General features: G+C 75.8%; 17 protein-coding genes. 9 read left to right on the forward strand and 8 right to left on the reverse strand.

Annotated elements, in window-relative coordinates:
* Window positions 1-7 precede the first annotated feature (7 nt).
* The 4 genes from ACI769_RS04445 to ACI769_RS04460 are packed head-to-tail and all read right to left on the reverse strand — an operon-like array spanning window position 8 to window position 3,504.
* On the reverse strand, window positions 8-1,102 hold the full coding sequence (locus ACI769_RS04445) for a VWA domain-containing protein (RefSeq protein ID WP_085386744.1): 1,095 nt from the start codon (window positions 1,100-1,102) through the stop codon (window positions 8-10).
* A complete protein-coding gene (locus ACI769_RS04450) occupies window positions 1,096-1,599 on the reverse strand; it encodes a hypothetical protein (RefSeq protein WP_034654434.1) in 504 nt (167 codons plus the stop codon). The genes ACI769_RS04445 and ACI769_RS04450 overlap by 7 nt, the downstream gene beginning before the upstream one ends.
* Window positions 1,586-2,473 (reverse strand): DUF58 domain-containing protein, encoded by an 888-nt coding sequence (locus ACI769_RS04455; protein WP_085386743.1) that lies wholly within the window; start codon window positions 2,471-2,473, stop codon window positions 1,586-1,588. Before ACI769_RS04455 ends, ACI769_RS04450 begins: the two co-directional genes overlap by 14 nt.
* A gap of 32 nt (window positions 2,474-2,505) precedes the next feature.
* A complete protein-coding gene (locus tag ACI769_RS04460; RefSeq protein ID WP_043659061.1) occupies window positions 2,506-3,504 on the reverse strand; it encodes a MoxR family ATPase in 999 nt (332 codons plus the stop codon).
* A gap of 204 nt (window positions 3,505-3,708) precedes the next feature.
* On the opposite strand from ACI769_RS04460, the gene ACI769_RS04465 reads away from it, so the two are divergent.
* The 4 genes from ACI769_RS04465 (at window position 3,709) to ACI769_RS04480 (ending at window position 10,025) form a co-directional block, all read left to right on the forward strand.
* A complete protein-coding gene (locus ACI769_RS04465; RefSeq protein WP_085386742.1) occupies window positions 3,709-4,218 on the forward strand; it encodes a PPOX class F420-dependent oxidoreductase in 510 nt (169 codons plus the stop codon).
* Window positions 4,219-4,259: 41 nt separating this feature from the next.
* The gene (locus ACI769_RS04470; protein ID WP_085386741.1) at window positions 4,260-6,368 is read left to right on the forward strand and encodes a cytochrome c oxidase assembly protein; all 2,109 of its coding nucleotides are present in this window, start codon (window positions 4,260-4,262) and stop codon (window positions 6,366-6,368) included.
* A 214-nt stretch (window positions 6,369-6,582) separates the two neighbouring features.
* Entirely contained in the window at window positions 6,583-7,524 is a 942-nt protein-coding gene (locus ACI769_RS04475; protein WP_198163118.1) for a type IV toxin-antitoxin system AbiEi family antitoxin domain-containing protein, read from the forward strand.
* A 137-nt stretch (window positions 7,525-7,661) separates the two neighbouring features.
* The gene (locus tag ACI769_RS04480; protein WP_085388563.1) at window positions 7,662-10,025 is read left to right on the forward strand and encodes a prolyl oligopeptidase family serine peptidase; all 2,364 of its coding nucleotides are present in this window, start codon (window positions 7,662-7,664) and stop codon (window positions 10,023-10,025) included.
* 176 nt (window positions 10,026-10,201) lie between these two features.
* Here ACI769_RS04480 and ACI769_RS04485 read toward each other — a convergent pair whose 3' ends face one another.
* Together ACI769_RS04485 and ACI769_RS04490 are read right to left on the reverse strand one after the other, a co-directional pair.
* Complete coding sequence (locus ACI769_RS04485; RefSeq protein ID WP_061267027.1) at window positions 10,202-10,408, reverse strand: hypothetical protein; 207 nt, start codon at window positions 10,406-10,408, stop codon at window positions 10,202-10,204.
* Between the two features lie 131 nt (window positions 10,409-10,539).
* Window positions 10,540-11,277, reverse strand: a complete 738-nt coding sequence (locus tag ACI769_RS04490) for an alpha/beta fold hydrolase (protein ID WP_085386739.1) — start codon at window positions 11,275-11,277, stop codon at window positions 10,540-10,542.
* A 61-nt stretch (window positions 11,278-11,338) separates the two neighbouring features.
* Here ACI769_RS04490 and ACI769_RS04495 point away from each other — a divergent pair, with 61 nt between their 5' ends.
* Window positions 11,339-12,229: a YafY family protein gene (locus ACI769_RS04495; RefSeq protein WP_157446520.1), complete on the forward strand. Its 891-nt coding sequence runs from the start codon at window positions 11,339-11,341 to the stop codon at window positions 12,227-12,229.
* A gap of 7 nt (window positions 12,230-12,236) precedes the next feature.
* Here ACI769_RS04495 and ACI769_RS04500 read toward each other — a convergent pair whose 3' ends face one another.
* Both ACI769_RS04500 and ACI769_RS04505 read right to left on the reverse strand, forming a co-directional pair.
* The gene (locus tag ACI769_RS04500; protein ID WP_085386738.1) at window positions 12,237-12,602 is read right to left on the reverse strand and encodes a VOC family protein; all 366 of its coding nucleotides are present in this window, start codon (window positions 12,600-12,602) and stop codon (window positions 12,237-12,239) included.
* Window positions 12,603-12,644: 42 nt separating this feature from the next.
* Window positions 12,645-13,346, reverse strand: coding sequence for a TetR/AcrR family transcriptional regulator (locus ACI769_RS04505; RefSeq protein ID WP_157446519.1), 702 nt, complete (start codon window positions 13,344-13,346; stop codon window positions 12,645-12,647).
* 129 nt (window positions 13,347-13,475) lie between these two features.
* Here ACI769_RS04505 and ACI769_RS04510 point away from each other — a divergent pair, with 129 nt between their 5' ends.
* From ACI769_RS04510 to ACI769_RS04525, 4 genes are all read left to right on the forward strand, one after another.
* The gene (locus ACI769_RS04510; protein ID WP_085386736.1) at window positions 13,476-16,487 is read left to right on the forward strand and encodes an MMPL family transporter; all 3,012 of its coding nucleotides are present in this window, start codon (window positions 13,476-13,478) and stop codon (window positions 16,485-16,487) included.
* On the forward strand, window positions 16,484-18,913 hold the full coding sequence (locus tag ACI769_RS04515; RefSeq protein WP_085386735.1) for a YhgE/Pip domain-containing protein: 2,430 nt from the start codon (window positions 16,484-16,486) through the stop codon (window positions 18,911-18,913). Before ACI769_RS04510 ends, ACI769_RS04515 begins: the two co-directional genes overlap by 4 nt.
* Window positions 18,914-19,019: 106 nt before the next feature.
* Window positions 19,020-20,108 (forward strand): hypothetical protein, encoded by a 1,089-nt coding sequence (locus ACI769_RS04520; RefSeq protein ID WP_085386734.1) that lies wholly within the window; start codon window positions 19,020-19,022, stop codon window positions 20,106-20,108.
* Between the two features lie 122 nt (window positions 20,109-20,230).
* Window positions 20,231-20,491 (forward strand): hypothetical protein, encoded by a 261-nt coding sequence (locus tag ACI769_RS04525; RefSeq protein ID WP_085386733.1) that lies wholly within the window; start codon window positions 20,231-20,233, stop codon window positions 20,489-20,491.
* Window positions 20,492-20,498: the final 7 nt, after the last annotated feature.

A 20,498-nucleotide genomic window follows, 5' to 3' on the forward strand; every position in this document is an offset into this window, starting at 1 on the left:
CGGCGCGTCACTCCTTCACCCGCCACGCGACGACGAGCAGCAGCGCGACGCCGAGGACCGCGACGAGGAACCAGCCCGCGGGCCGGTCCGTGACGACCACCTCGGGGGACGCGTCGAGCTCGACGGCCTGCTGCGCGACGACGTCGTCGACCATGCCCTGCACCGCGGCCGGGTCGTCCGCGAGGAAGTACAGGCCGCCGCCCGACTCGACGGTCTCGCGGTACTCGGTCTCCTCGGGCGTGCCCTCGTAGCGCTGGGACCCGCCGAAGATGCCGTGCAGCGTGATGTCGCGCGACGCGACCAGGTCCGCCGCCTGCGGGAGCGTGTAGATCGGCTCGCCGGAGACGTAGTTGTCCGTCGCCAGGATGATCGAGCGCGAGCGCTCGGTGTCCTCCGCGTCGAACTGGAGCGCGCAGCTCGCGAGCCCGTCGCCGATGAGGCTCGCGCCCGAGAGGTTCGCCGTCGTGCCCGCCGTGAACTGCGCGTACTCGAGGATCTCCGCGTCGTCGGTGCCGCCCGTGTAGTCGAACGTCGCCGGGTCTTGGTCGAGCGCGGCGATCCCGGCCTGGAGCTCCTCCTGGACGAGCGTGTAGTCGTCCGTGAGCGGGAAGACCGTGCGCGACGACGAGTTGAAGATCGACAGCGCGATCCGCTCGCCCTCGAAGTTGTCCACGAGCTCCTGGAACACCTTGAGCACCGCGCCGTCGTACTCGATCATCGAGCCCGACACGTCGAGGCACAGCACGATGTCGCGCGTGCCGAGGCGGTCGACGACGACGTCCGTCTCCACCGGGCGGGCCGCGACCGCGCCCGCCCCGACGACCGCCACGAGCAGCCCCGCCGCGGTGAGGCCCTGCAGCACGCGGTAGCGGCGCACCCACGCGGCGAACGCCGGGACGCGCGCGAGGTAGTCGGAGTTCGCGACCCAGAGCACGGCGTCGTCCGCGTCGCGCGACCGGCGCCGCCGCGCGAGCCACCACGCCACCGCCGCCGCCGCGAGCACCGCGACGACGAGGACGACCCACAGCCACGGCCACAGGATCGACGGGCCCTGCGGCCCCGGGACGACGGCGGTGCTCGCCGCGACGGAGCGATTCACCATCCGCGCACTACCGCCCGGGCGCGGTCGATCGAGTCCTCGCCGTCCGTCGAGCGCGCCGCCGGGTCGTTGTCGTGGTCCGCGAACGACGGCCGGTAGTAGCGCGCGATGAGCTGCGTGAGCCGCCCGGCCTCGGCGAGCTGCTGGATCTCCGAGAGCGTCATGGACGACGCGTCCTGGCCGAGCCGACCGGTCGCGAAGCCGCGCATCTCCGCCGAGAGGGCGAGGTGCAGGGTGCGCTCGTCGAGCTCGCCCGCGCGGAACCGCTCGGCGACGGCGTCGAGACGCCGCTCGTACTCCGCGCGCAGCGACGCGTACGGGTCGTGCGGGCCGGTGGGGAGCAGCGGCGCGGGACGCGGGGCGTTCTTCTCCTCCGCGCTCGCGCGCGTCAGCCAGATCACGAGGAACACGACCGCGGCGGCCGCGAGGACCAGGACGATCCCCAGGGCCGTCCACCACCCCGAGTAGCCGACGGGGTCGACGAGCTCATCGACGGGCACGCTTCTGCCTCCCCAGGAGCTCGACGAACCGTTGCAGGACATCGTCGGACCCCTCGACGAGCACGCCCTCGACCTGGAGGGCGCGCAGCCGCTCGGCCACCTCGGAGCGCCGCGCGGCCAGCGCCTCGGCGGCGGGCGCCGCGAGCGCGGCCCGCCCGCGCAGGAACGGCGGCAGGCGCAGCGTGCCGTCGACGTCGGCCACCTCCCCGACCCCGGCGCCCACCGGCGACAGGTCCGCGACCTGCACGACCATCACCTCGTGGCGCACGCGCAGCGAGCGCAGGAGCTGCTCGTGCTCGGCGGCGGGGCGGGCCTCGTCGGTGACGACGACCACGAGCGAGCGGCGCCGGAACGCCGTCTGCGCGCGGTCGAGCGGACGGGACAGGTCGCTCCCGGGAGCGTCCGGGCGCCACAGCCCCTCCACGGTGCGCAGCAGCACCTCGAGGTCGCGCGTGCTCGCGCGCGGCGGGAGCTGGACCAGGCGCTCGGCGTCGCCCGCGACGAGCGCGACGCGGTCGCCCCGGTCGCGGGCGAGGTAGGCGACGAGCGCGCAGCAGAAGCTCGCGATCTCCGCCTTCGTCTCCCCGCTCGGCGCCGTCGCGCCCATGGTGCGCCCCGTGTCCACGACGAGCACGAGGTTGAGGTTCGACTCGCGCACGAACCGGCGGATGATCGGCAGCCCGGCGCGCGCCGAGGACTTCCAGTCGATGTCGCCGACGTCCTCGCCCGGCGCGTACAGGTGCAGGTCGTCGAAGTCCTGCCCGTGCCCCTTGAACACCGAGCGGTGCCGGCCCTCGAGCAGGCCGGACGCCCGGCGCGCGACCGGCAGGTCGAGCCGGGCCCGGACCTGGGCGAGACGGGAGACGTCGGGCACGTGGTGCTCTCTCGGGACGGTGGGCGGACCGGTCAGGGCGTGGGGACGGCGTCGAACACCGCGTCCACGAGCTGCTCCGGCGGCACGTTGTTGGCGAGCGCGTCGAACGTGCGCACGAGGCGGTGGCGCAGCACCGAGTACCGCACCGCCTTGATGTCGTCCGGGATGACGTACGCCCGGCCCGCGAGGATCGCGAGCGCCTGGCCCACGCGCATGAGCGCGATGCCGCCGCGCGGCGACGCGCCCACGCGCACGTGGCGCTCCAGGCCCGGCACCGGGCGGGGGCCCGAGAACCGCGTCGTGTTGATGAGGTCGACGACGTAGCGCTTGATCGAGTCGTCCACGTACACGTCGTCGACGAGACCACGCAGGAAGCGCACGTCGTCGAGCGAGATCGGCTGTGCCGTGAGGGGGCGCGTCATCTGCCCGGTCGCGATGCGCTGGAGGATCTCGAGCTCCTGCGGCGGCGTCGGGTACGTGAGCACCTCCTTCATGAGGAAGCGGTCCATCTGGGCCTCGGGGAGCACGTACGTGCCCTCCTCCTCGATGGGGTTCTGCGTCGCGAGCACCATGAACGGGTCGGGGAGCGCGTAGTTCTCGCCGCCGATCGACGTCTGCTTCTCCTGCATCGCCTCGAGCATCGCCGACTGCGTCTTGGCCGACGAGCGGTTGATCTCGTCGAGCAGGACGACGTTCGCGTGCACCGGGCCGAGCTGGGTCGTGAACTGGCCGGTCGCGTAGTTGAAGATCTGCGTGCCGACGATGTCGTTCGGCATGAGGTCCGGCGTGCACTGGATGCGGTGGAACGAGCCGTCGACCGCCGCGGCGAGCGTCTGCGCCGCGGTCGTCTTGGCGAGGCCCGGGACCGACTCGAGCAGGATGTGCCCGCCCGCGAGCAGCGTGCTCACGAGCGCGGTGCGCAGAGCCTCCTGCCCGACGACGCGCTGGTCGAAGACCTGGCCGACGCGCTTGAGCAGGTGGCTCGCGCGGTCGAGGTCCTGCGTCGAGATGCTGCCGTGCCCTGCGGCCATCGGTCGTCCTCCGGGTGGTGCGGGTGGTGTGGTCCCGTGCGCGGCCGGAGGGCGGACGGAGCCTCGCGAGCCCCCGGCGAACCCGGCCCAGTATGCCAGCGCGGACCCCGCCGGACCGGGCGTCGTCCACAGGTCCGGGTGGGGAGAGGTCCCCACGTGCGGCGCGCCGGGAATGCCCCGCGAGCCCGCGACGGTTGCCCCGGCATGAGCACCGACGCCCGTGACATCTCCCGTGACACCGCCCGCGACGTCCCCGGCCGCGCGCCGCGCGCCCCGCTCGGGGACCCCGCGCTCCTCGACCTCGTCGCCGCGCGCCGCCAGGGCGTCCTCGCGACCGTGAAGAAGGACGGGCGGCCCCAGCTCTCCAACGTGCTCTACGTCTGGGACCCGGAGGACGGGCTCGCGCGCGTCTCCGTCACCGCCGACCGCGCGAAGACCCGCAACGCGGCGCGCGACCCGCGCGTCTCGCTCCACGTGAGCGCGGAGGACTTCGCGGGCTACGCCGTCGTCGAGGGCGACGCCGAGCTGAGCGCCGTCACGCTCGACCCCCACGACGCCGCCGCCGACGAGCTCGTCGCGACCTATCGCGCGGCCACCGGGGGCGAGCACCCGGACTGGGAGGAGTTCCGGCGCGCCATGGTCGCGGACCGCCGCCAGGTGCTGCGCGTGCGCGCGACGAAGGTCTACGGGATGGCCCGCCTGTCCCGGCCCTGAGCCGTGACCGGAGGGGCCCGCGCGGTCGATACCCTGGTGGGGTGACCACCACTGCCCTGCGCCGCGCGCCCTCGGACGCCCGACCCGCGAACCCGTGGTGGCTCGTCGTCGCCGGGCCGTTCGCCGTCGTCGTCGCGGTCGTCGCCGTGCTCGCCGCCGGCGCGTTCTCGGCCGCGTTCACCGTCCCCGCCGGGTTCCCGGACCCGGGCGCCCTCGCGCGCCTCGGCACCCCGGTCGTCACGGTGCTCACCGAGCTCGCCGTCGCGCTCACGCTCGGCTCGCTCGTCCTCGCGGCGTGCGTGCTGCCCGCCGGGACGCCCGTGCGCAAGGCGCTCGGCGTCGCGGGGGCGGCGTCGGCCACGTGGGCGGTGCTCACCGTCCTGCAGGTCGTGCTGCGCTACTCCTCCATCTCGAGCACGCCGGTCACCAACCCGACGTTCGGCGACCAGCTCGGCCTCTTCGTCTCGCAGGTCAGCCTCGGCCGGAACTACCTCGCGATCGTCGTCGTCGCGGCCCTGACGTCCGCCGTCGCGCTCGCCGTGCGCAGCGCGACCGGGGCGATGTGGACCGCGGCCCTCGCCCTCGTCGCCCTCGCGATGCAGGCCAACACCGGCCACGCGGCCGGCGCGGTGAGCCACGAGCTCGCCGTCTCCTCGATGTTCCTGCACCTGGCCGGCGCCGCGCTGTGGGTCGGCGGGCTCGGGACGCTCGCCGTCGTGCGCGTGCGCGGTGGCCTGGGCCGCGCGGACTTCGCGTCGTCCGTCGCGCGGTACTCCGCGATCGCGCTGTGGTGCTACGTCGCCGTCGCCGTCTCGGGCATCGCGAACGCGAGCATCCGGGTCGACTCCCTCGCCGGGCTGACCACCGACTACGGCATCCTCCTGCTCACCAAGCTCGCGCTCCTGCTCGTCCTCGGCGCGGTCGGCTTCGCGCACCGGGAGCTCGTCGTGCGCCGCCTCGCCGGCCCGACGGCGGCCGCCCGCCCGGCCGGGGACGGCGCCCCGGCGAGCGGTGCCGGGAAGGGCGGGACGTCGTCGTCCACGAGCGCACGGGCCGCGGCCGCGGAGGGCACGCGCTGGCTGTTCTGGCGCCTCGTCGCGGTCGAGCTCGCGATCATGGGCGCCGTGTCCGGCGTCGCGGTCGCGCTCGGGTCCACCGCCCCGCCGGTGCCGCAGGAGGAGCCGCTCGACACCTCCGCCGCGTACCAGGTGACGGGGCACGCGCTCCCGCCGGAGCCGACGCTCGCCCGCTGGTTCACCGAGTGGCGCTGGGACCTGCTGCCCGCGTTCGCGTGCGTCGCGGCGATCGTCGTGTACCTGCGCTGGGTGCGCCGTCTCGCGCGGCGCGGCGACTCGTGGTCGGTGGGGCGCACCGTCTCCTGGTGCCTGGGGATCGTCATCCTGTTCTGGGTCACGTCCGGCGGCCCGGCGATGTACGGCCACGTGCTGTTCAGCGCGCACATGGTCCAGCACATGATCCTCGCGATGGTCGTGCCGATCTTCCTCGTGCTCGCCGCCCCCGTGACGCTCCTGGTGCGCGCGGTGCCGCCGCGCAAGGACGGGTCGCGGGGACCGCGCGAGTGGGTGCTCGCCCTCGTGACGTCGCGCGTGGGCCAGTTCTTCGCGAACCCGATCGTCGCGGCGGTGAACTTCGCCGGCTCGATGATCGTCTTCTACTACACGCCCGCGTTCGAGTACGCGCTCACGACGTACGCCGGCCACCTCGTCATGCTGGTGCACTTCACGCTCGCGGGGTACCTGTTCGCGAACGCGCTCGTCGGCATCGACCCCGGCCCGCACCGCCCGCCCTACCCGCAGCGTCTGCTCCTGCTGTTCGCGACCATGGCGTTCCACGCGTTCTTCGGCGTCGCGCTCACCTCGGGCGAGGAGCTGCTCGTGCCCGAGTGGTTCGGCCTCCTCGGCCGCGAGTGGGGCCCGAGCGCCATCGCCGACCAGCAGCGCGGCGGCGCCGTCGCGTGGGGCATCGGCGAGCTGCCGACGCTCATCCTCGCGATCGTCGTCGCCGTCATGTGGACGCGCTCCGACGAGCGCGAGGCCAAGCGCCGCGACCGCCAGGCCGACCGCGACGGCGACGCCGAGCTCCAGGAGTACAACGACATGCTCGCCCAGATGTCGAAGCGGAACGACTGACCGACCCCCTCCCGCCCCCGTTCCGCCGCTCCCTCTCCCGCCGAACACGGGGTCGTCGACCGAGAATCCGTGATTTCGGTCGCTGATCGCGTGCTCGCGGGGCGGTGATGGGGGGCGACTCTTGTTGTGCACAGGGTCGGTGCCGGGCCGGGTGTCCACAGGGGGCGAAGGCTCGTGCCGCAGTGGACGAGGGCGTCGTGGTGCCATGCCGGCCATGGCGTTCTCATCGGAGCTGGACCGGCTCGTCGCTGCGCAGGCCGGGCTCGTGTCGATCGACCAGCTGCTCGCCTTGGGGGTCTCCTCGCGCGTCGCTCGTCGTCGCGTCGACTCGGGTGCCTGGGCGCGCGTCACGCGGGGTGTCTACGACCTCCGGCCGCCGGGCGGTCAGCGCCTGGACTGGGACGATAGGCGGCGAAGATCGGCGTGGGCGGGCCTGCTCGCCTTCGGCCCGGAGGCCATCGCCGTCGGGACGACGGCGCTCGTGCTGCACGGCGTCCAGGGGATCCCCGTCGGGGTCGCCCCGGAGGTCGCCCTGCCCCGTGCGAGCGACCGCACCATGCGCGACGGCATCCGCCTGCGGCAGTTCGACGACGGGATGACGACCGTCCAGATCGGTGGGCGAGCCGTCGCGACCGTCGAACGCGCCCTCGCCCAGGCGGTGCCCGAGCTGCCTCGCGCGCACGCGCTGGCCGTCCTGGACTCCGCGCTGCACCGGCGGTCGACCGACCCCGACGGGCTCGCGAGGGCGCACGACCTGGCACAAGGGCGCCGTGGCGTCGCCGCCACGCACGCGCTCTGGGGAATGGCGGACGGCCGCGCGGAGTCGCCGTTGGAGTCCTTCGGGCGGCTCGACTGCGTGGATGCGGGCGTGCCGCCCGACGTCCTCCAGCTGCCGGTCCTCAACGCGGACGGTCGCGTCGTCGCGCGGGGAGACATGGGTTGGCGCCTCGGTGGCGGGCGGTGGCTGGTGGCGGAGATGGACGGAGCGGACGTGCACTCCGACCCTCAGGCCGTGTACGCCGATCGCACGCGCCAGAACCGTCTCGCCGCCTCGGGCACGATCGAGCTGCTCCGGTTCACGGGTCGTGACGTGCCGGGCGGCGTCGGCCCCGCGGTACGAGCCTTCCTCGGCCATCGCGGCGCCCTCCCCGCGTGACAGAGGCCCGAACACGGGAAAGGCGACGGTCGAGCACGGGGTTGAAGACCCGAATCGGCGGATTCCGGTCTCTGATCCCGTGTTCGGCGGGAGCCGTTTCCGGGGGAGGGGCGTGATAGGACGTACGGGTGAGCAATCTGGCTGGCACGCCCGGTACACCCGACCCGACCGTGGGACCGTTCCACGATCTCGACCGATATCTCGCGATCCCGCGCGTCGGGGGCCTCGCGCTCTCGCCCGACGGGACGCGCCTCGTCACGACCGTCCAGACGCTCGACCCGCAGCGCACCGGGTACCGGGCGGCGCTGTGGGAGGTCGACCCGGCGGGCGAGGCGCCCGCGCGTCGGCTGACGCGCAGCACGAAGGGCGAGTCGAGCGCGACGTTCACCGGCGCGGGCGACGTGCTGTTCACGTCGGCGCGGCCCGACCCGGACGGTGGCGCCGACGACGACGCGACGTCGGCGCTGTGGCTGCTGCCGGCGTCGGGCGGGGAGGCGCGCGTGGTCGCCACGGCGCCCGCGGGCGTGAGCGGGCCGCTCGCGGCGACGGACGCGCCGGTCGTGTCGGTCGCGGCGTCGGTGCTGCCGAGCGCGCGCGACCTCGCGCACGACGCCGAGCTCCGGTCGGCGCGCAAGGACGCGAAGGTCGCGGCGATCCTGCACCGCGCCTACCCGGTGCGGCAGTGGGACCACGACCGCGGTCCCGACGAGGCGCACCGGTTCGTCGGTGACCTCACGACGCTGGTCGACGCGCCCGCGCAGCCCCTCCTGGCTCCGGCCCCGGCCGCCCCGACCGCCCCGACCGACGCGCCGGCGGGCTCGGCCAGCACCGCGCCGCACGCCGCAGCGACGCGGGGCACCGCAGGGGAGCATGCCGCCGCCGAGCATGACGCGCGGCTGCTCGACCTGCGCGACGTGAGCCGCGGCGTCGGGCACGACGGCACGGCGCCGGGGCGCGCGCTGCACGAGCACTCGGCAGACCTGTCCGCCGACGGCACGACGCTCGTCACGACGTGGCAGGTGCCGGGTCCCGGCCCGCAGGTGCGCAGCACGCTCGTCGCGATCGACACGGCGACGGGCGCGCGCCGCACGCTCGTCGACGAGCCGCGCGCGGAGGCGCACTCGCCCCGGATCTCGCCCGACGGCGCGTGGGTCGCGTTCGTGCGCGAGACGATCTCGACGCCGCACCAGGCACCGGAGGAGAGTCTTGCCGTCGTGCCGCTGCACGCGCCGGACGGGCCCGCCGGGACCGCGGAGGGCCACGACGACTCGGCGACGACGCGCGCCGAGAACCACGCGTCGCCGCGCACGCTCGTGCCGCACTGGGACCGCTGGCCGACGTCGCTGCGCTGGCTGCCCGACGGCTCGGGCCTGCTCGTCACCGCGGACGACGACGGCCGCGGCCCGGTCTTCCTCGTCCCCTTCGAACCCGCGGGCAACGGTGCGGCCGAGCACGGCACGGCCGAGCGCGTGACGAGCGACGACGCGACGTTCACGGACGTGCAGGTCGCGCCCGACGGCCGGACGCTCTACGCGCTGCGGACGAGCTACCTGGAGCCCGCGCACCCGGTGCGCGTCGACCTCGGGGCGTTCCTCGACTCCGGCACGCCGGGCGGCCGCACGCCGGTGCCCGCGACGCCGCTGCGCGGCCCGGTCGCGACGCCCGACCTGCCGGGCACGCTCGTCGACGTCGAGACGGCGGCGGGGGACGACGTGCGCGTGCGGGGCTGGCTCGCGCTGCCGCACGGTGCGTCCGCGGAGGACCCGGCACCGCTGCTGCTGTGGATCCACGGCGGCCCGCTCGGGTCGTGGAACGCGTGGAGCTGGCGCTGGAACCCGTGGCTGATGGTCGCGCAGGGCTACGCGGTGCTGCTGCCGGACCCGGCGCTGTCGACCGGGTACGGGCAGGACTTCGTGCAGCGCGGGTGGGGCGCGTGGGGCAAGGCCCCGTACACGGACCTGCTCGCGATCACGGACGCCGTGGAGGCGCGCCCGGAGATCGACGCGACCCGGACGGCCGCGATGGGCGGGTCCTTCGGCGGGTACATGGCGAACTGGGTCGCGGGCCACACGGACCGCTTCCGCGCGATCGTCACGCACGCGAGCCTGTGGGCGCTGGACCAGTTCGGCCCGACGACCGACCACGCGTACTACTGGGCGCGCGAGATGACGGACGAGATGGCGCTGGAGAACAGCCCGCACCGGTTCGTCCAGGACATCGTGACGCCGATGCTCGTCATCCACGGCGACAAGGACTATCGCGTGCCGATCGGCGAGGGCCTGCGGCTCTGGTACGAGCTGCTCGAGTCGTCCGGGCTGCCCGCCGGCCCGGACGGCGACACGGTGCACCGGTTCCTTTTCTACCCGGACGAGAACCACTGGATCCTCCAGCCGCAGCACGCGAAGGTCTGGTACCAGGTGGTCCTGGCCTTCCTCGCGGAGCACGTGCTGGGGGCCGCCCCGGGCGAGGGCGACGCCGCGCTGCCGACGACGCTCGGCTGACCGGACCGCCGCCCGCGGGCGGCGGCCCGCAGGGCTTGTCCGCCGTCCGACGGTCGCCGTCCGCCGTCCGACGGTCGCCGTCCGACGGCCGACGGTCGCCGTCCGACGGCCGACGGTCGCCGTCCGACGGCCGACGGTCGCCGTCAGACCGCCGTCAGACCGCCGTCAGACCGCCGTCAGGCGACGGTCGACGGGAGCCCTGCGGCCGCCGCGCGCCAGCGCCGCACGAGGCGCCGGTCGGCGGCGCCGCGCGCGGCCGCCCACAGGCAGTGCTGGGTCGTCTCGCGGTGCTCGAGGAGCGCGTCGCGGTCGTTCTCGAGCGCCCAGAGCAGGGCGGTGCGCACCTCGGTGCGCGAGGGGGCGGAGGGCAGGGTGTCGTGCATGGTCCGTCTCGTCGTCCGTCGTTCTGCGGCGGCCGGTCGGCCGTCCACACGAGGAGACGGCAGAAGTCTCCGTCTGTGACGCGACTTCGGGGACTTTTTTTCCGGAACGCGCACGATGTCTCACCCGGAGGTCAGGAGAGGGCGTCGACGATCACGGCCGCGAGGTCCCGGGGGCGCGAGAGCATCGGCCAGTGGCCGGTCGGGAGGTCGACGTAGGTGACGTCCTCGACCTCGCCCAGCTCGGTGTGCAGGGGCGGCCCCGGGTGCGCCATCTCGGCGAGGACGGCGGACGGGATCGACGAGCAGACGGCGGTCGCGGGCACCCGCAGGCGCCGCGGGTCCGACACCCGCACGGCCCCCCGCGCGACGGGTCCCGGGGTGGGCACCGCCCGCTCGCGGAAACGCGCCAGCGCGGCCTCGTCCAGCCCGTCGACGCTCGACCCGGCCTCGGCGAGCTCCTCCCACGTCGGGAGCGGGACCTCTGCGGCATCGGCCGGAAGCTCCGGCGACAGCGCCGCGCCGTCGACGAGCGGGCCCGTGTCGACGTAGACGACGCGCTCGATGCGCGTGGGGTCCCGGTCGAGGGCCTCCTGCACGACCGGCCCGCCGCCGCTGTGCCCGACGAGCACGACGCGGCCGTCGAGCTCTTCGATGAGGCGCGTGACCGCGGCGACGTGGTCCGCGCGCGTGACGTGCGCGCGGTCGGCCGCGGTCGCGCCGGGCTCCAGGCCCGGCAAGGTCACCGGGTGCGGGACGAGGCCGGCGGCCTCGAGGTGGGGGACGACGTCGTCCCAGGCCCACGCGCCCAGCCAGAAGCCGGGGACGAGGACGACGTGGACGGGCTGTTCGGGTGTTCCGTGGGTGCTCATGCAGCCACCCTCGCAGGGTGTCGGTGACACCTGTCTGTCACCTGTCTGTCACCATTCTGGGGTGAACAGGACGGAGCGCCTCTACGCGCTCGCGGAGGAGCTGCGCCGCGCGGGCCGGACGGGCACGACGGGGCCGCGCCTCGCCGCGGCGCTCGAGGTGAGCGAGCGGACGATCAAGCGCGACGTCGCCGCGCTCCAGCAGGCCGGGCTCACGATCTGGGCGCAGGCGGGGCCCGGGGGCGGGTACCTGCTCGACCCGAGCGCGTCGCTCCCGCCGGTGAACTTCACGCCCGGCCAGGCCGTCGCCGTGGCCGTCGCGCTCGCGACGCTCCCGCCCGGGAGCCCGTTCGCGGTCGACGCCCTCGCCGCCCGCGGCAAGGTGTGGGACGCGCTCGGCGCGGGCGACCGCGCACGGGCCGAGGCGCTCGCCGCGCGCGTGTGGGTCCGTCACGCCGCGCCGGACCCGGACCGGCCCGACGCCGTCCCGCCCGAGAGCCCGCCCGACGCCGTCCCGCCCGCGAGCCCGCCCGACGTCGTCCCGCCCGCAGCAGGCCCGCCCGCCGTCCCGGCCGACGCCGTCCACCCGGGAGAGCCGTACGGCGACACGACCCCGCCGGGCCGGGGCGACGTCGTCGGGCGTGCGCGGACCCACCTCGGGGTGCTGCGCGCGGTCGAGCAGTCGATCGCGGGCGGGCGCGTGCTGGCGATCCGCTACCGGGACGGGCGCGGGGCGACGTCGACGCGTCGCGTCGAGCCCGTGCTGCTCGCGCACACCGACGGCCGCTGGTACCTCGTCGCCTGGTGCCGCACGCGCGAGGCGATCCGCTGGTTCCGGCTCTCGCGCGTCGAGCGGGCGGACCTCACCGCGGAGGCGTACGACCCGCGCCCCGTCGCGGACGTGGGGGAGCCGCCCCCGGGCTCGGCCGCGGTGTACCGCCCCGACCCCGCGTGACCCGGGGTCAGTCGCCGCGCAGGACGCAGAACTCGTTGCCCTCGACGTCCGCCAGGACGACGAACGTCTCGTGCTCGCCCTGCCCGACGTCGACGCGGCGCGCGCCGAGCTCTTCGAGCCGTGCGACGTCGGCGGCCTGGGTCGACGACGAGAAGTCGAGGTGGAGGCGGTTCTTCACCGTCTTGCCCTCGGGGACGCGCTGGAAGACGAGGCTCGGTGGCCCGAGGATCGTCTCGCCGTCGCGCGGGAAGAGCACGGCCTCGCCGTGCGGCCCGGTCTCGCGCCCCGTCCACCCGAGCGCGGCCTGCCAGAAGTCCGCCACGACGGCGGGGTCGGCGCAGTCGACCACGGCGCCGCTGAAGGTGAGTGTCATGCCGCCAGTGTGACGCGCGCCACCCACACCCAGGGAAGCGGGTCAGCCCGCGGCGGGCAGCGGCTCGACGAGCCGTCCGACGAGCGCCGGGAGCCAGTCCGCGGTCTGCGCGCGCTGCACGGCGTCGTCGCCCGCGGGGCTGAGGAACGCGTCGCGCGCCGCGCTCGTGTACGCGCTGATGAGCACGCGCGTCGCGGCGGCCGGGTCGATCGCGAACCGCATGCCGACCTCCGTGAGGACGCGCGTGAGGATGTCCGCGAGCTCGGTGCGGAACGACTCCTCCTGGTCGGCGAACCGCGCCGCGACCTGCGGGTCGCGCAGCGCGAGCAGCTCGAGCTCCGCGCTCATGAGGCACCAGCGGCGCTCGTCGCGCGGGTCGGCCATGACGGCCGCGACGATCGCGGCGATGGTGTCGGGCGCGATGACGCCGTCCCGGACCGGGTCGTCGGGCAGGTGCTCGACGGCGGCCTCGAGGTTGCGCATGCGCGTCCGGATCTCGCGCTCCGTGAGGGCGAGGAACAGCGACTCCTTCGACTCGAAGTTCGAGTAGAACGCGCCGCGGGTGAAGCCCGCGGCCTCGCACACCGCCTCGATCGAGGTGCCGTTGATGCCGTGCTCGGCGAAGAGGCCGTAGGCGGCGTCGAGCAGGCGCTCGCGCGTGCGCTCGCGGCGCCGCGAGAGCGGCGCGTCGCTCTCCGCGCGGTCGACTCGGGTCGGGTCGAGGTCCGTCGTCACGCCGGACATGCTCCCACTGTCGGACGGCGCCGCCCGAACCGGGCGGCCTTGCGATGCACGAGTGTATCCGATACGTTCGCGCATCGGATACAGCGGCGTATCCTCGAATCCGTCTGCACTCTCCCCGGGAGGCCGCTCGTGTCCTCAGCGCTGTACTCGCTCGGCCGTTGGGCGGTCGGGGCGCGCCGGCTCGTCCTCGTGGCCTGGATCGGCATCCTCGTGCTGGCCGGAGGGCTCGCCGGGCTCGTCGGCCAGGGCCTCGACGACGAGGTGACCATCCCCGGCACCGAGTCCCAGGCGGCGCTCGACCGTCTCGCCGCCACGTTCCCGCAGGTCAGCGGGGCGTCCGCGCAGGTCGTCGTCGTCGCTCCCGACGGGTCGACCATCGAGGACGACGCCGTCCGCGGCCCCGTGGAGGACGCCGTCACCGCGCTCGGCGACATCGACGGCGTCGCCGCCGTCACCTCCCCCTACGACGACACCATGCCCGCGTCGGTCAGCGACGACGACGTCGCGACCCTCATGACCGTCCAGCTCGACGAGGGCCAGAGCGAGGTCACCGACGCCACGAAGGACGCGCTCGGCGACGTCGTCGACGACCTCGCCGCGGCCCTGCCCGACGGCGCGCAGGCCGCGCTCGGCGGGCAGCTCTTCAGCACCGAGTTCCCGACCCTCACCGTCACCGAGGCGCTCGGCCTCCTCGTCGCGCTCGTCGTGCTCGTGCTCACGTTCGGCTCGTTCGTCGCCGCCGGTCTGCCGCTCCTCAACGCCGTCGTCGGGGTCGGCGTGAGCATGGGGCTCCTGTTCGCCGCGACCGCCGTCGCGCAGATCAACTCCACGACCCCGATGCTCGCCGTCATGCTCGGCCTCGCCGTCGGCATCGACTACGCGCTGTTCATCGTGTCGCGGCAGCGCGACGAGCTCGCGACCGGCCTCAGCGTCGAGGAGGCCACGGCGCGGGCCGTCGCCACCGCCGGCTCGGCCGTCATCTTCGCGGGCCTCACCGTCATGATCGCGCTCGTCGGCCTCGGCGTCGCCGGCATCCCGTTCCTCACCGTCATGGGCGTCGCCGCCGCCGTCGGGGTCGGGCTCGCCGTCCTCGTCTCGATCACGCTGCTGCCCGCCATGCTGGGGTTCGCGGGCGAGCGGCTCCGCCCCAAGGCGCCGCGCCGTCGCGGGCGTGGGCGACGCCGTGCGGCCGCGGGAGCGGACGGCGGAGGGCCGGCCGGGGCGACCGGGTCGCCCGGGCGACGGACCGGACGAGCGGCGGCTGCGCCCGAGGATGCGAAGGGCGTGGCGGGCCTGGCGGGAGCATCGCGAGGAACGAGCGATGCGGATGGTAGCCCGAGCACCTCGGGCGCAGCCGCCGCGGACCCGACCACGGACGCCGTGAGCTCGACGACGACCACAGAGCACCGCAACCGGTTCTTCGCGGGATGGGTGCGCGCCGTCACGCGGATCCCGCTGCTGACCATCGGGCTCGTCGTCGCCGCGATCGTGCTGCTCACGCTGCCGGCGCGCGACCTGCAGCTCGCGCTGCCCGACGCGGGGACGCTGCCCGAGGACAACCAGGCGCGCGTCACGTACGACCTGGTGTCGGAGCACTTCGGCCCGGGCTTCAACGGGCCGCTCATCGTCACGGGCACGATCGTCACGTCGACGGACCCCGTCGGTCTCATGAACGACCTGGGCGACGAGATCGCGGACCTCCCGGGCGTGGCGGACGTGCCGCTCGCGACGCCGAACCTGACGGCGGACACGGGCATCGTGCAGGTCGTCCCGACCGGCGCGCCGGACTCGGAGGAGACGAAGGACCTCGTCACGGAGATCCGCGCGCAGCACGACCACTTCCTCGCCGAGTACGGCGTCGACCTCGCGGTCACGGGCTTCACGGCGGTGGGGATCGACGTCTCGGCGAAGCTCGGGGCGGCGCTGCTGCCGTTCGCGTTCGTCGTCGTCGGCCTGTCGCTCGTGCTGCTGACGATGGTGTTCCGGTCGGTCGCGGTGCCGATCAAGGCGACGCTCGGCTACCTGTTCTCGGTCGGCGCGGCGTTCGGCGTCGTGACGCTCGTGTTCGAGCACGGGTTCCTCGCGGACGCGCTGCACGTGACACGGCTCGGGCCGGTCATCTCGTTCATGCCGATCGTCCTCATGGGCGTGCTGTTCGGCCTCGCGATGGACTACGAGGTGTTCCTCGTGGCGCGCATCCGCGAGGACTACGTGCACTCGGGCCAGGCCCGACGGTCGATCTTCACGGGGTTCCAGGCGTCGGCGAAGGTCGTCACCGCGGCCGCGGTCATCATGTTCGCCGTGTTCGTGGCGTTCGTGCCCGAGGGCGACATGAGCCTCAAGCCCATCGCGCTCGGCCTCGCGGTGGGCGTCCTCGTCGACGCGTTCGTCGTGCGCATGACGCTCGTCCCGGCCGTGCTCGCGCTGCTCGGCGACAAGGCGTGGTGGATGCCGCGCTGGCTCGACCGGGTGCTGCCGTCGTTCGACGTCGAGGGCGAGGGGCTGTCGAAGGAGCTCGCGCTCGCGGACTGGCCGGAGCCGGGCAGCACGGACGCGGTCGTCGCGCACGACCTCGTGGTCGCCGGCGCGCGCGGCCCGCTGGCCGAGCCGGTCACGGTCCGGGTGCCCGACGGCGGGTCGCTCGTCGTGCACGGGGAGTCGCCCGCGGCGGTGTCCGGGGTCGTGCTCGCGCTCGCGGGGCGCCTGCGCCCGACGAGCGGGGCGCTCAAGGTCACGGGCCTCGTGCTGCCGGAGCGTGCGCTGACCGTGCGGCGGCGCGTCGCGCTCGTGGACCTCGCGGCGGACGTCGCCGCGCTCCCCGGCGACGCCCCGGCGCCCGCGGCGCACCGCGTGCCGGCGGCGGCGAGCGTCGCCGAGGTCCTGCGCGAGCGGCCCCGGCTCCTCGCCGTCGTCGGGACCGACGCCGTCACGTCGCCCGCCGAGCGGGCCGCGCTGGCCGAGGTGCTCGCCGACGCGGCGGGGCGCGGCACGGCGGTGGTGCTCGGCGCCGTCGGCCCGGCACCGACGGACCTCGCCCCGCCCGGCACGCCCGTGCTCGACCTGCACGACCCGCACGACCCCGACCGCACCGTCCCCGCCGCGCCCGTCGTCGGCCCGCGCACCGAGGAGGTGCCCGCATGAGCGTCTTCCCGCCCGAGCCGGTCCCGACCGACCCGACCGCCGACCCGACCGCGCCGGACGCACGGACCGGCGGCGCGCGTCCCCGCCGCGTCGACGCCCGGCGCGCGTGGACCGTGGCCGCCGCGGTCGCGCTGCCCCTCGCCGTCCTCGGCCTGCTCCTGTGGGCGCTGTGGAACCCGCAGGAACGGCTGGACACGGTCAAGGCCGCGGTCGTGAACCTCGACGAGCCGGTCGAGGTGGACGGCCAGACCGTCCCGCTCGGCCGTCAGCTCACCGCCGGGCTCGTCAGCGGCGGCGCCGCCTCGACCGACACCGGCGCGGTCGCCGTGCAGCCCGACCCGGGGACGACGAACTACGACTGGGTCATCACCGACGCGGACGACGCCGCGGCCGGGCTCGCCGACGGCACGTACGCGGCCGTCGTGACGATCCCGGAGAACTTCTCCGCGGCGGCCACGTCGTTCGGCGGCGACCCGTCGGCCGCGACGCAGGCCACGCTGTCCGTCGAGACGACGCCGGGCGGGCGGGTCGTCGACGAGGCGCTCGCGCGCATCGTCACCACGACCGCGACGTCGGTGCTCGGCACGACGCTCACCGAGAACTACGTGGACGGCGTCCTCACCGGCTTCACGACGCTCCACGACCAGCTCGGCGAGGCGGCCGACGGCGCGGACCAGCTCGCCGACGGCGCCGCCCAGGCGAGCGACGGGGCGACGCAGCTCGCGTCGGGCGCGGGCGAGGTCGCCACCGGGGCGAGCGCGCTCGCGTCCGGCGTCGGCGAGCTCGGCACGGGCGCGGACGGCCTGGCCGCCGGGGTCGGGGAGCTCGGCAGCGGCGCGGACCAGCTCGCGTCGGGCGCGCAGGGCGTCGCGAGCGGCGCCCAGGGCCTCGCCGCGGGGTCGCGGCAGGTGGCGGACGGCGTCGGGCAGAGCGCCGCGGGCGCGGGGCAGCTCGCCTCCGGGGCGCAGAGCCTCGCGGGCGGCGTGGGGGAGCTGTCCACCGGGGCGTCGGACCTCGCGAGCGGGCTCGGCGCGCTCGACGCCTCGATCGCGGACGTGCGGCTGCCCGACGGCACGTCGACGGGCCGGTCGCTCCCGGAGACCGCGACCGCGCTCGCGACGGGCTCGCGCGACGTGGCGGGCGGCCTCGCCCAGGTCGTCGCCGGTCTGGAGCAGCAGAAGGTCGCTGCCGGGTGCGCGCAGGACCCGGCGAGCCCGACGTGCCAGGCGCTCGACCAGCAGCTCGCCGCGCTGCGCCCGCTCGCCGCGGGCGCGGCGGGCGTCGCCGCGGGGAACGCGGCCCTGGCGGGCTCGCCGTCGGGCCAGGGTGGCGCCCCGACCGGCCTGTACGCGCTCGCGGCGGGCGTCGACCGGCTCGCCACGGGCGCCGACGATCTCGCCGCGGGCGCGGCGCAGGCGTCGACCGGGGCCGCCGGCGTGGCCCAGGGCGCGGCCGCGCTCTCCACCGGGCTCGGGCAGCTCGCGCCCGGGGCGGACCAGGTCGCGGACGGCGCGGCGCAGCTCTCCGGCGGCGCGGGCCAGCTGTCCACCGGGGCCGACGGCCTGGCCGCCGGGGTCGGGGCGCTCGGCAGCGGCGCCGACCGGCTCGCCGACGGCGTCGGCGCCCTCGGGACCGGCGCGGACCAGCTCGCCACCGGCACCGAGGAGCTGGCGACGGGCGCGGGCGACCTCGCGGGCGGCGTCGGGCAGCTCGCGGGCGGCACGTCCGACCTCGCCGACGGTCTCGGCGAGGCGACCGGGCAGATCCCCTCGTACACCGACGCGGAGCGCGAGAACCTCGCGAGCGTCGTGGCCGACCCCGTGGCCGCGCCCGGCGTCGACGACCTCGGGACCGGCTCGACCGGCCCGCTGTTCGCGGTGCTCGCGCTGTGGCTGGGCGCGCTCGCGATCTTCGTCGCGTTCCCGCCGGTCCCGGCGCGACTCCTCGGGTCGACGCGCGGCCCCGGCCGGCTCGCGCTCGCGGCGCTCGCGCTCCCGGCCGGGATCGCCGCGGCGACCGGTCTCGTGGTCGGCGGCGTGCTCGCCGCGGTCGAGGGGGCGAGCGTGGGCGGCTGGATCGGTCTGCTCGCGTCCGGGGCGCTCGCGTCGGTCGTGTTCGTCGCGCTCAACCAGGCGCTCGCCGCGCTCCTCGGGAACGTGGGGCGCGCGATCGGCCTGCTCGTCGCGGTGCTGCTCGTCGCGACCGGCATCGTCGCGACCGTCCCGGCCGCGCTCACGAGCCTGCGCGACGTCCTGCCGGTGGGCTCGGCGCTCCGCCTGCTCACGTCGATCGTCGACCCCGGCGCGGCCGGGGGAGCGGGCGACGCCGTGGCCCTGGTCCTGTGGGGCCTCGTGTCCGTCGCGGTGACGACGCTCGTCGTCGCGCGCCGCCGGTCCGTCCGGGTGGAGCAGCTCCTGCGCGCCTGACGCGGGTGCGGCGCGCCGCGGTGCGCGTGTGGGCGGCTGCCGCCAGACTCGCTCGGCAGGACGCGGGCGGCGGGAGCCGTCCGCCGGGCGAGGGGACGGTGCACCGATGGACCAGCAGAAGGCACGGGAGATCAAGTCGCAGCTCGCGGACTACGCGCGCGAGCTCGCCGAGCGGTCGGGCCTGCCGGGCCGGTCGGACACGGCGATCGAGGCGCGCGACGTGCCCGACGCCGCGGAGGCCGTGCGCGCCCCCACGCTCGCGATCGGGCTCGCCCCGCACGACGACGGCGGGTACGCGATCGCGGTCCGGTACCGCCTCGGGGTGCCCACCGCGCGCAGCATCGCGCGCAAGGTCGCCTCCGAGGCGGGCGACACGGTGGACGTGCGGCGCACGGGACGCATCCGTCCGCTCGCCGCCGCGCCGGGCGCCGGGCGTGCCCGCGGCGACGGCCCGGGCGTCCGCCCGCCCGTCGTCACCGCGTACGCGACCGGCGAGACCGGCCGCGTCCGGCCGCTGCGGCCCGGGGTCTCCGTCGCGCACGTGGACGTCACCGCGGGGACGCTCGGGGCGTTCGTGCGCGTCGCGCCGCCCGCGGACGACGGCGCCGACGAGGCCTCGGTCTACGCGCTGTCCAACTGGCACGTGCTCGTCGGCTCGCCGGCCGCGCGGGTGGGGGACGTCGTCGTGCAGCCCGGCCCGGCCGACGGCGGTCGCGCGCCCGACGACCGCGTGGGCACCCTCGCCGGGCTGGTTCCGCTGGAGGCGGGGGTCACCCAGACCGTGGACGCTGCGGTCGCGCTGCTCGACGACCCGGACGTCGACCCGGAGTACCCGGTCGGCCGGATCACGACGACGGCGGTCGCGCTGGGCGGCGAGGTCGTGGGCAAGTCGGGCCGGACCACGGGCGTCACCGCGGGGCGGGTCACAGCGATCGAGCTCGACGACGTCGTCGTCGGGTACGGCGACGGGCTCGGTGCGCTGCGCTTCGACGACCAGATCGAGGTCGAGTCCACGGGAGACGGGCCCTTCTCGCGCGGCGGCGACTCCGGGTCGCTGGTGTACCGCGAGGACGGCGTGGCGCTGGGGCTGCTGTTCGCGGGGTCGGAGACCGGCGGTGCCAACGGCACGGGGCTCACGTACTGCAACCCCATCGGGACCGTGCTCGATCGGCTGGGCGCGACGCTGCTCGGCTGAGCCGGCGCGACGCTGCCCGGGCCGTCCGGACGGGTCTGCTCGCCCGACCCCTCGGGGGCGGGACGCTCGTCCCTGCCTTCCGGCCGCCGTCGGGCGCACAATGGGTGCGGGAGGTGGTTGCCGTGGCGACCCTCGAACGAGCCCGGGAGGCCAAGGCCGCGCTGCGCGACGAGCTCGCGGGCCTCGACGGCGTGACCGGCGTCGGCATCGCGCGCGCCGACCTGAACGGCGCCCCGGTGCGCGGGGCCGGGACGTCCGGCGTCGGCGACGACTGGCTGCTGCGCGTGAACGTGACGTCCGACGACGTCGCGGTCCCCGAGACCGTGGACGGCGTCGACGTGGAGGTGCGCGTCGTCGGCGACGTGACGGCGTCGCGCGCCTGAGCCTCCA

This window comes from Cellulosimicrobium sp. RS, from assembly GCF_046159675.1.
GTDB classification, from domain to species: domain Bacteria; phylum Actinomycetota; class Actinomycetes; order Actinomycetales; family Cellulomonadaceae; genus Cellulosimicrobium; species Cellulosimicrobium funkei.

Excerpts from the sequence above, each read along its gene's own strand:
- ACI769_RS04445 (WP_085386744.1), bottom strand. The coding sequence starts at position 1,102 with ATGGTGAATCGCTCCGTCGCGGCGAGCACCGCCGTCGTCCCGGGGCCG.
- ACI769_RS04460 (WP_043659061.1), bottom strand. The coding sequence starts at position 3,504 with ATGGCCGCAGGGCACGGCAGCATCTCGACGCAGGACCTCGACCGCGCG.
- ACI769_RS04465 (WP_085386742.1), top strand. The coding sequence starts at position 3,709 with ATGAGCACCGACGCCCGTGACATCTCCCGTGACACCGCCCGCGACGTC.
- ACI769_RS04475 (WP_198163118.1), top strand. The coding sequence starts at position 6,583 with ATGGCGTTCTCATCGGAGCTGGACCGGCTCGTCGCTGCGCAGGCCGGG.
- ACI769_RS04485 (WP_061267027.1), bottom strand. The coding sequence starts at position 10,408 with ATGCACGACACCCTGCCCTCCGCCCCCTCGCGCACCGAGGTGCGCACC.
- ACI769_RS04490 (WP_085386739.1), bottom strand. The coding sequence starts at position 11,277 with ATGAGCACCCACGGAACACCCGAACAGCCCGTCCACGTCGTCCTCGTC.
- ACI769_RS04500 (WP_085386738.1), bottom strand. The coding sequence starts at position 12,602 with ATGACACTCACCTTCAGCGGCGCCGTGGTCGACTGCGCCGACCCCGCC.
- ACI769_RS04505 (WP_157446519.1), bottom strand. The coding sequence starts at position 13,346 with ATGTCCGGCGTGACGACGGACCTCGACCCGACCCGAGTCGACCGCGCG.
- ACI769_RS04515 (WP_085386735.1), top strand. The coding sequence starts at position 16,484 with ATGAGCGTCTTCCCGCCCGAGCCGGTCCCGACCGACCCGACCGCCGAC.
- ACI769_RS04520 (WP_085386734.1), top strand. The coding sequence starts at position 19,020 with ATGGACCAGCAGAAGGCACGGGAGATCAAGTCGCAGCTCGCGGACTAC.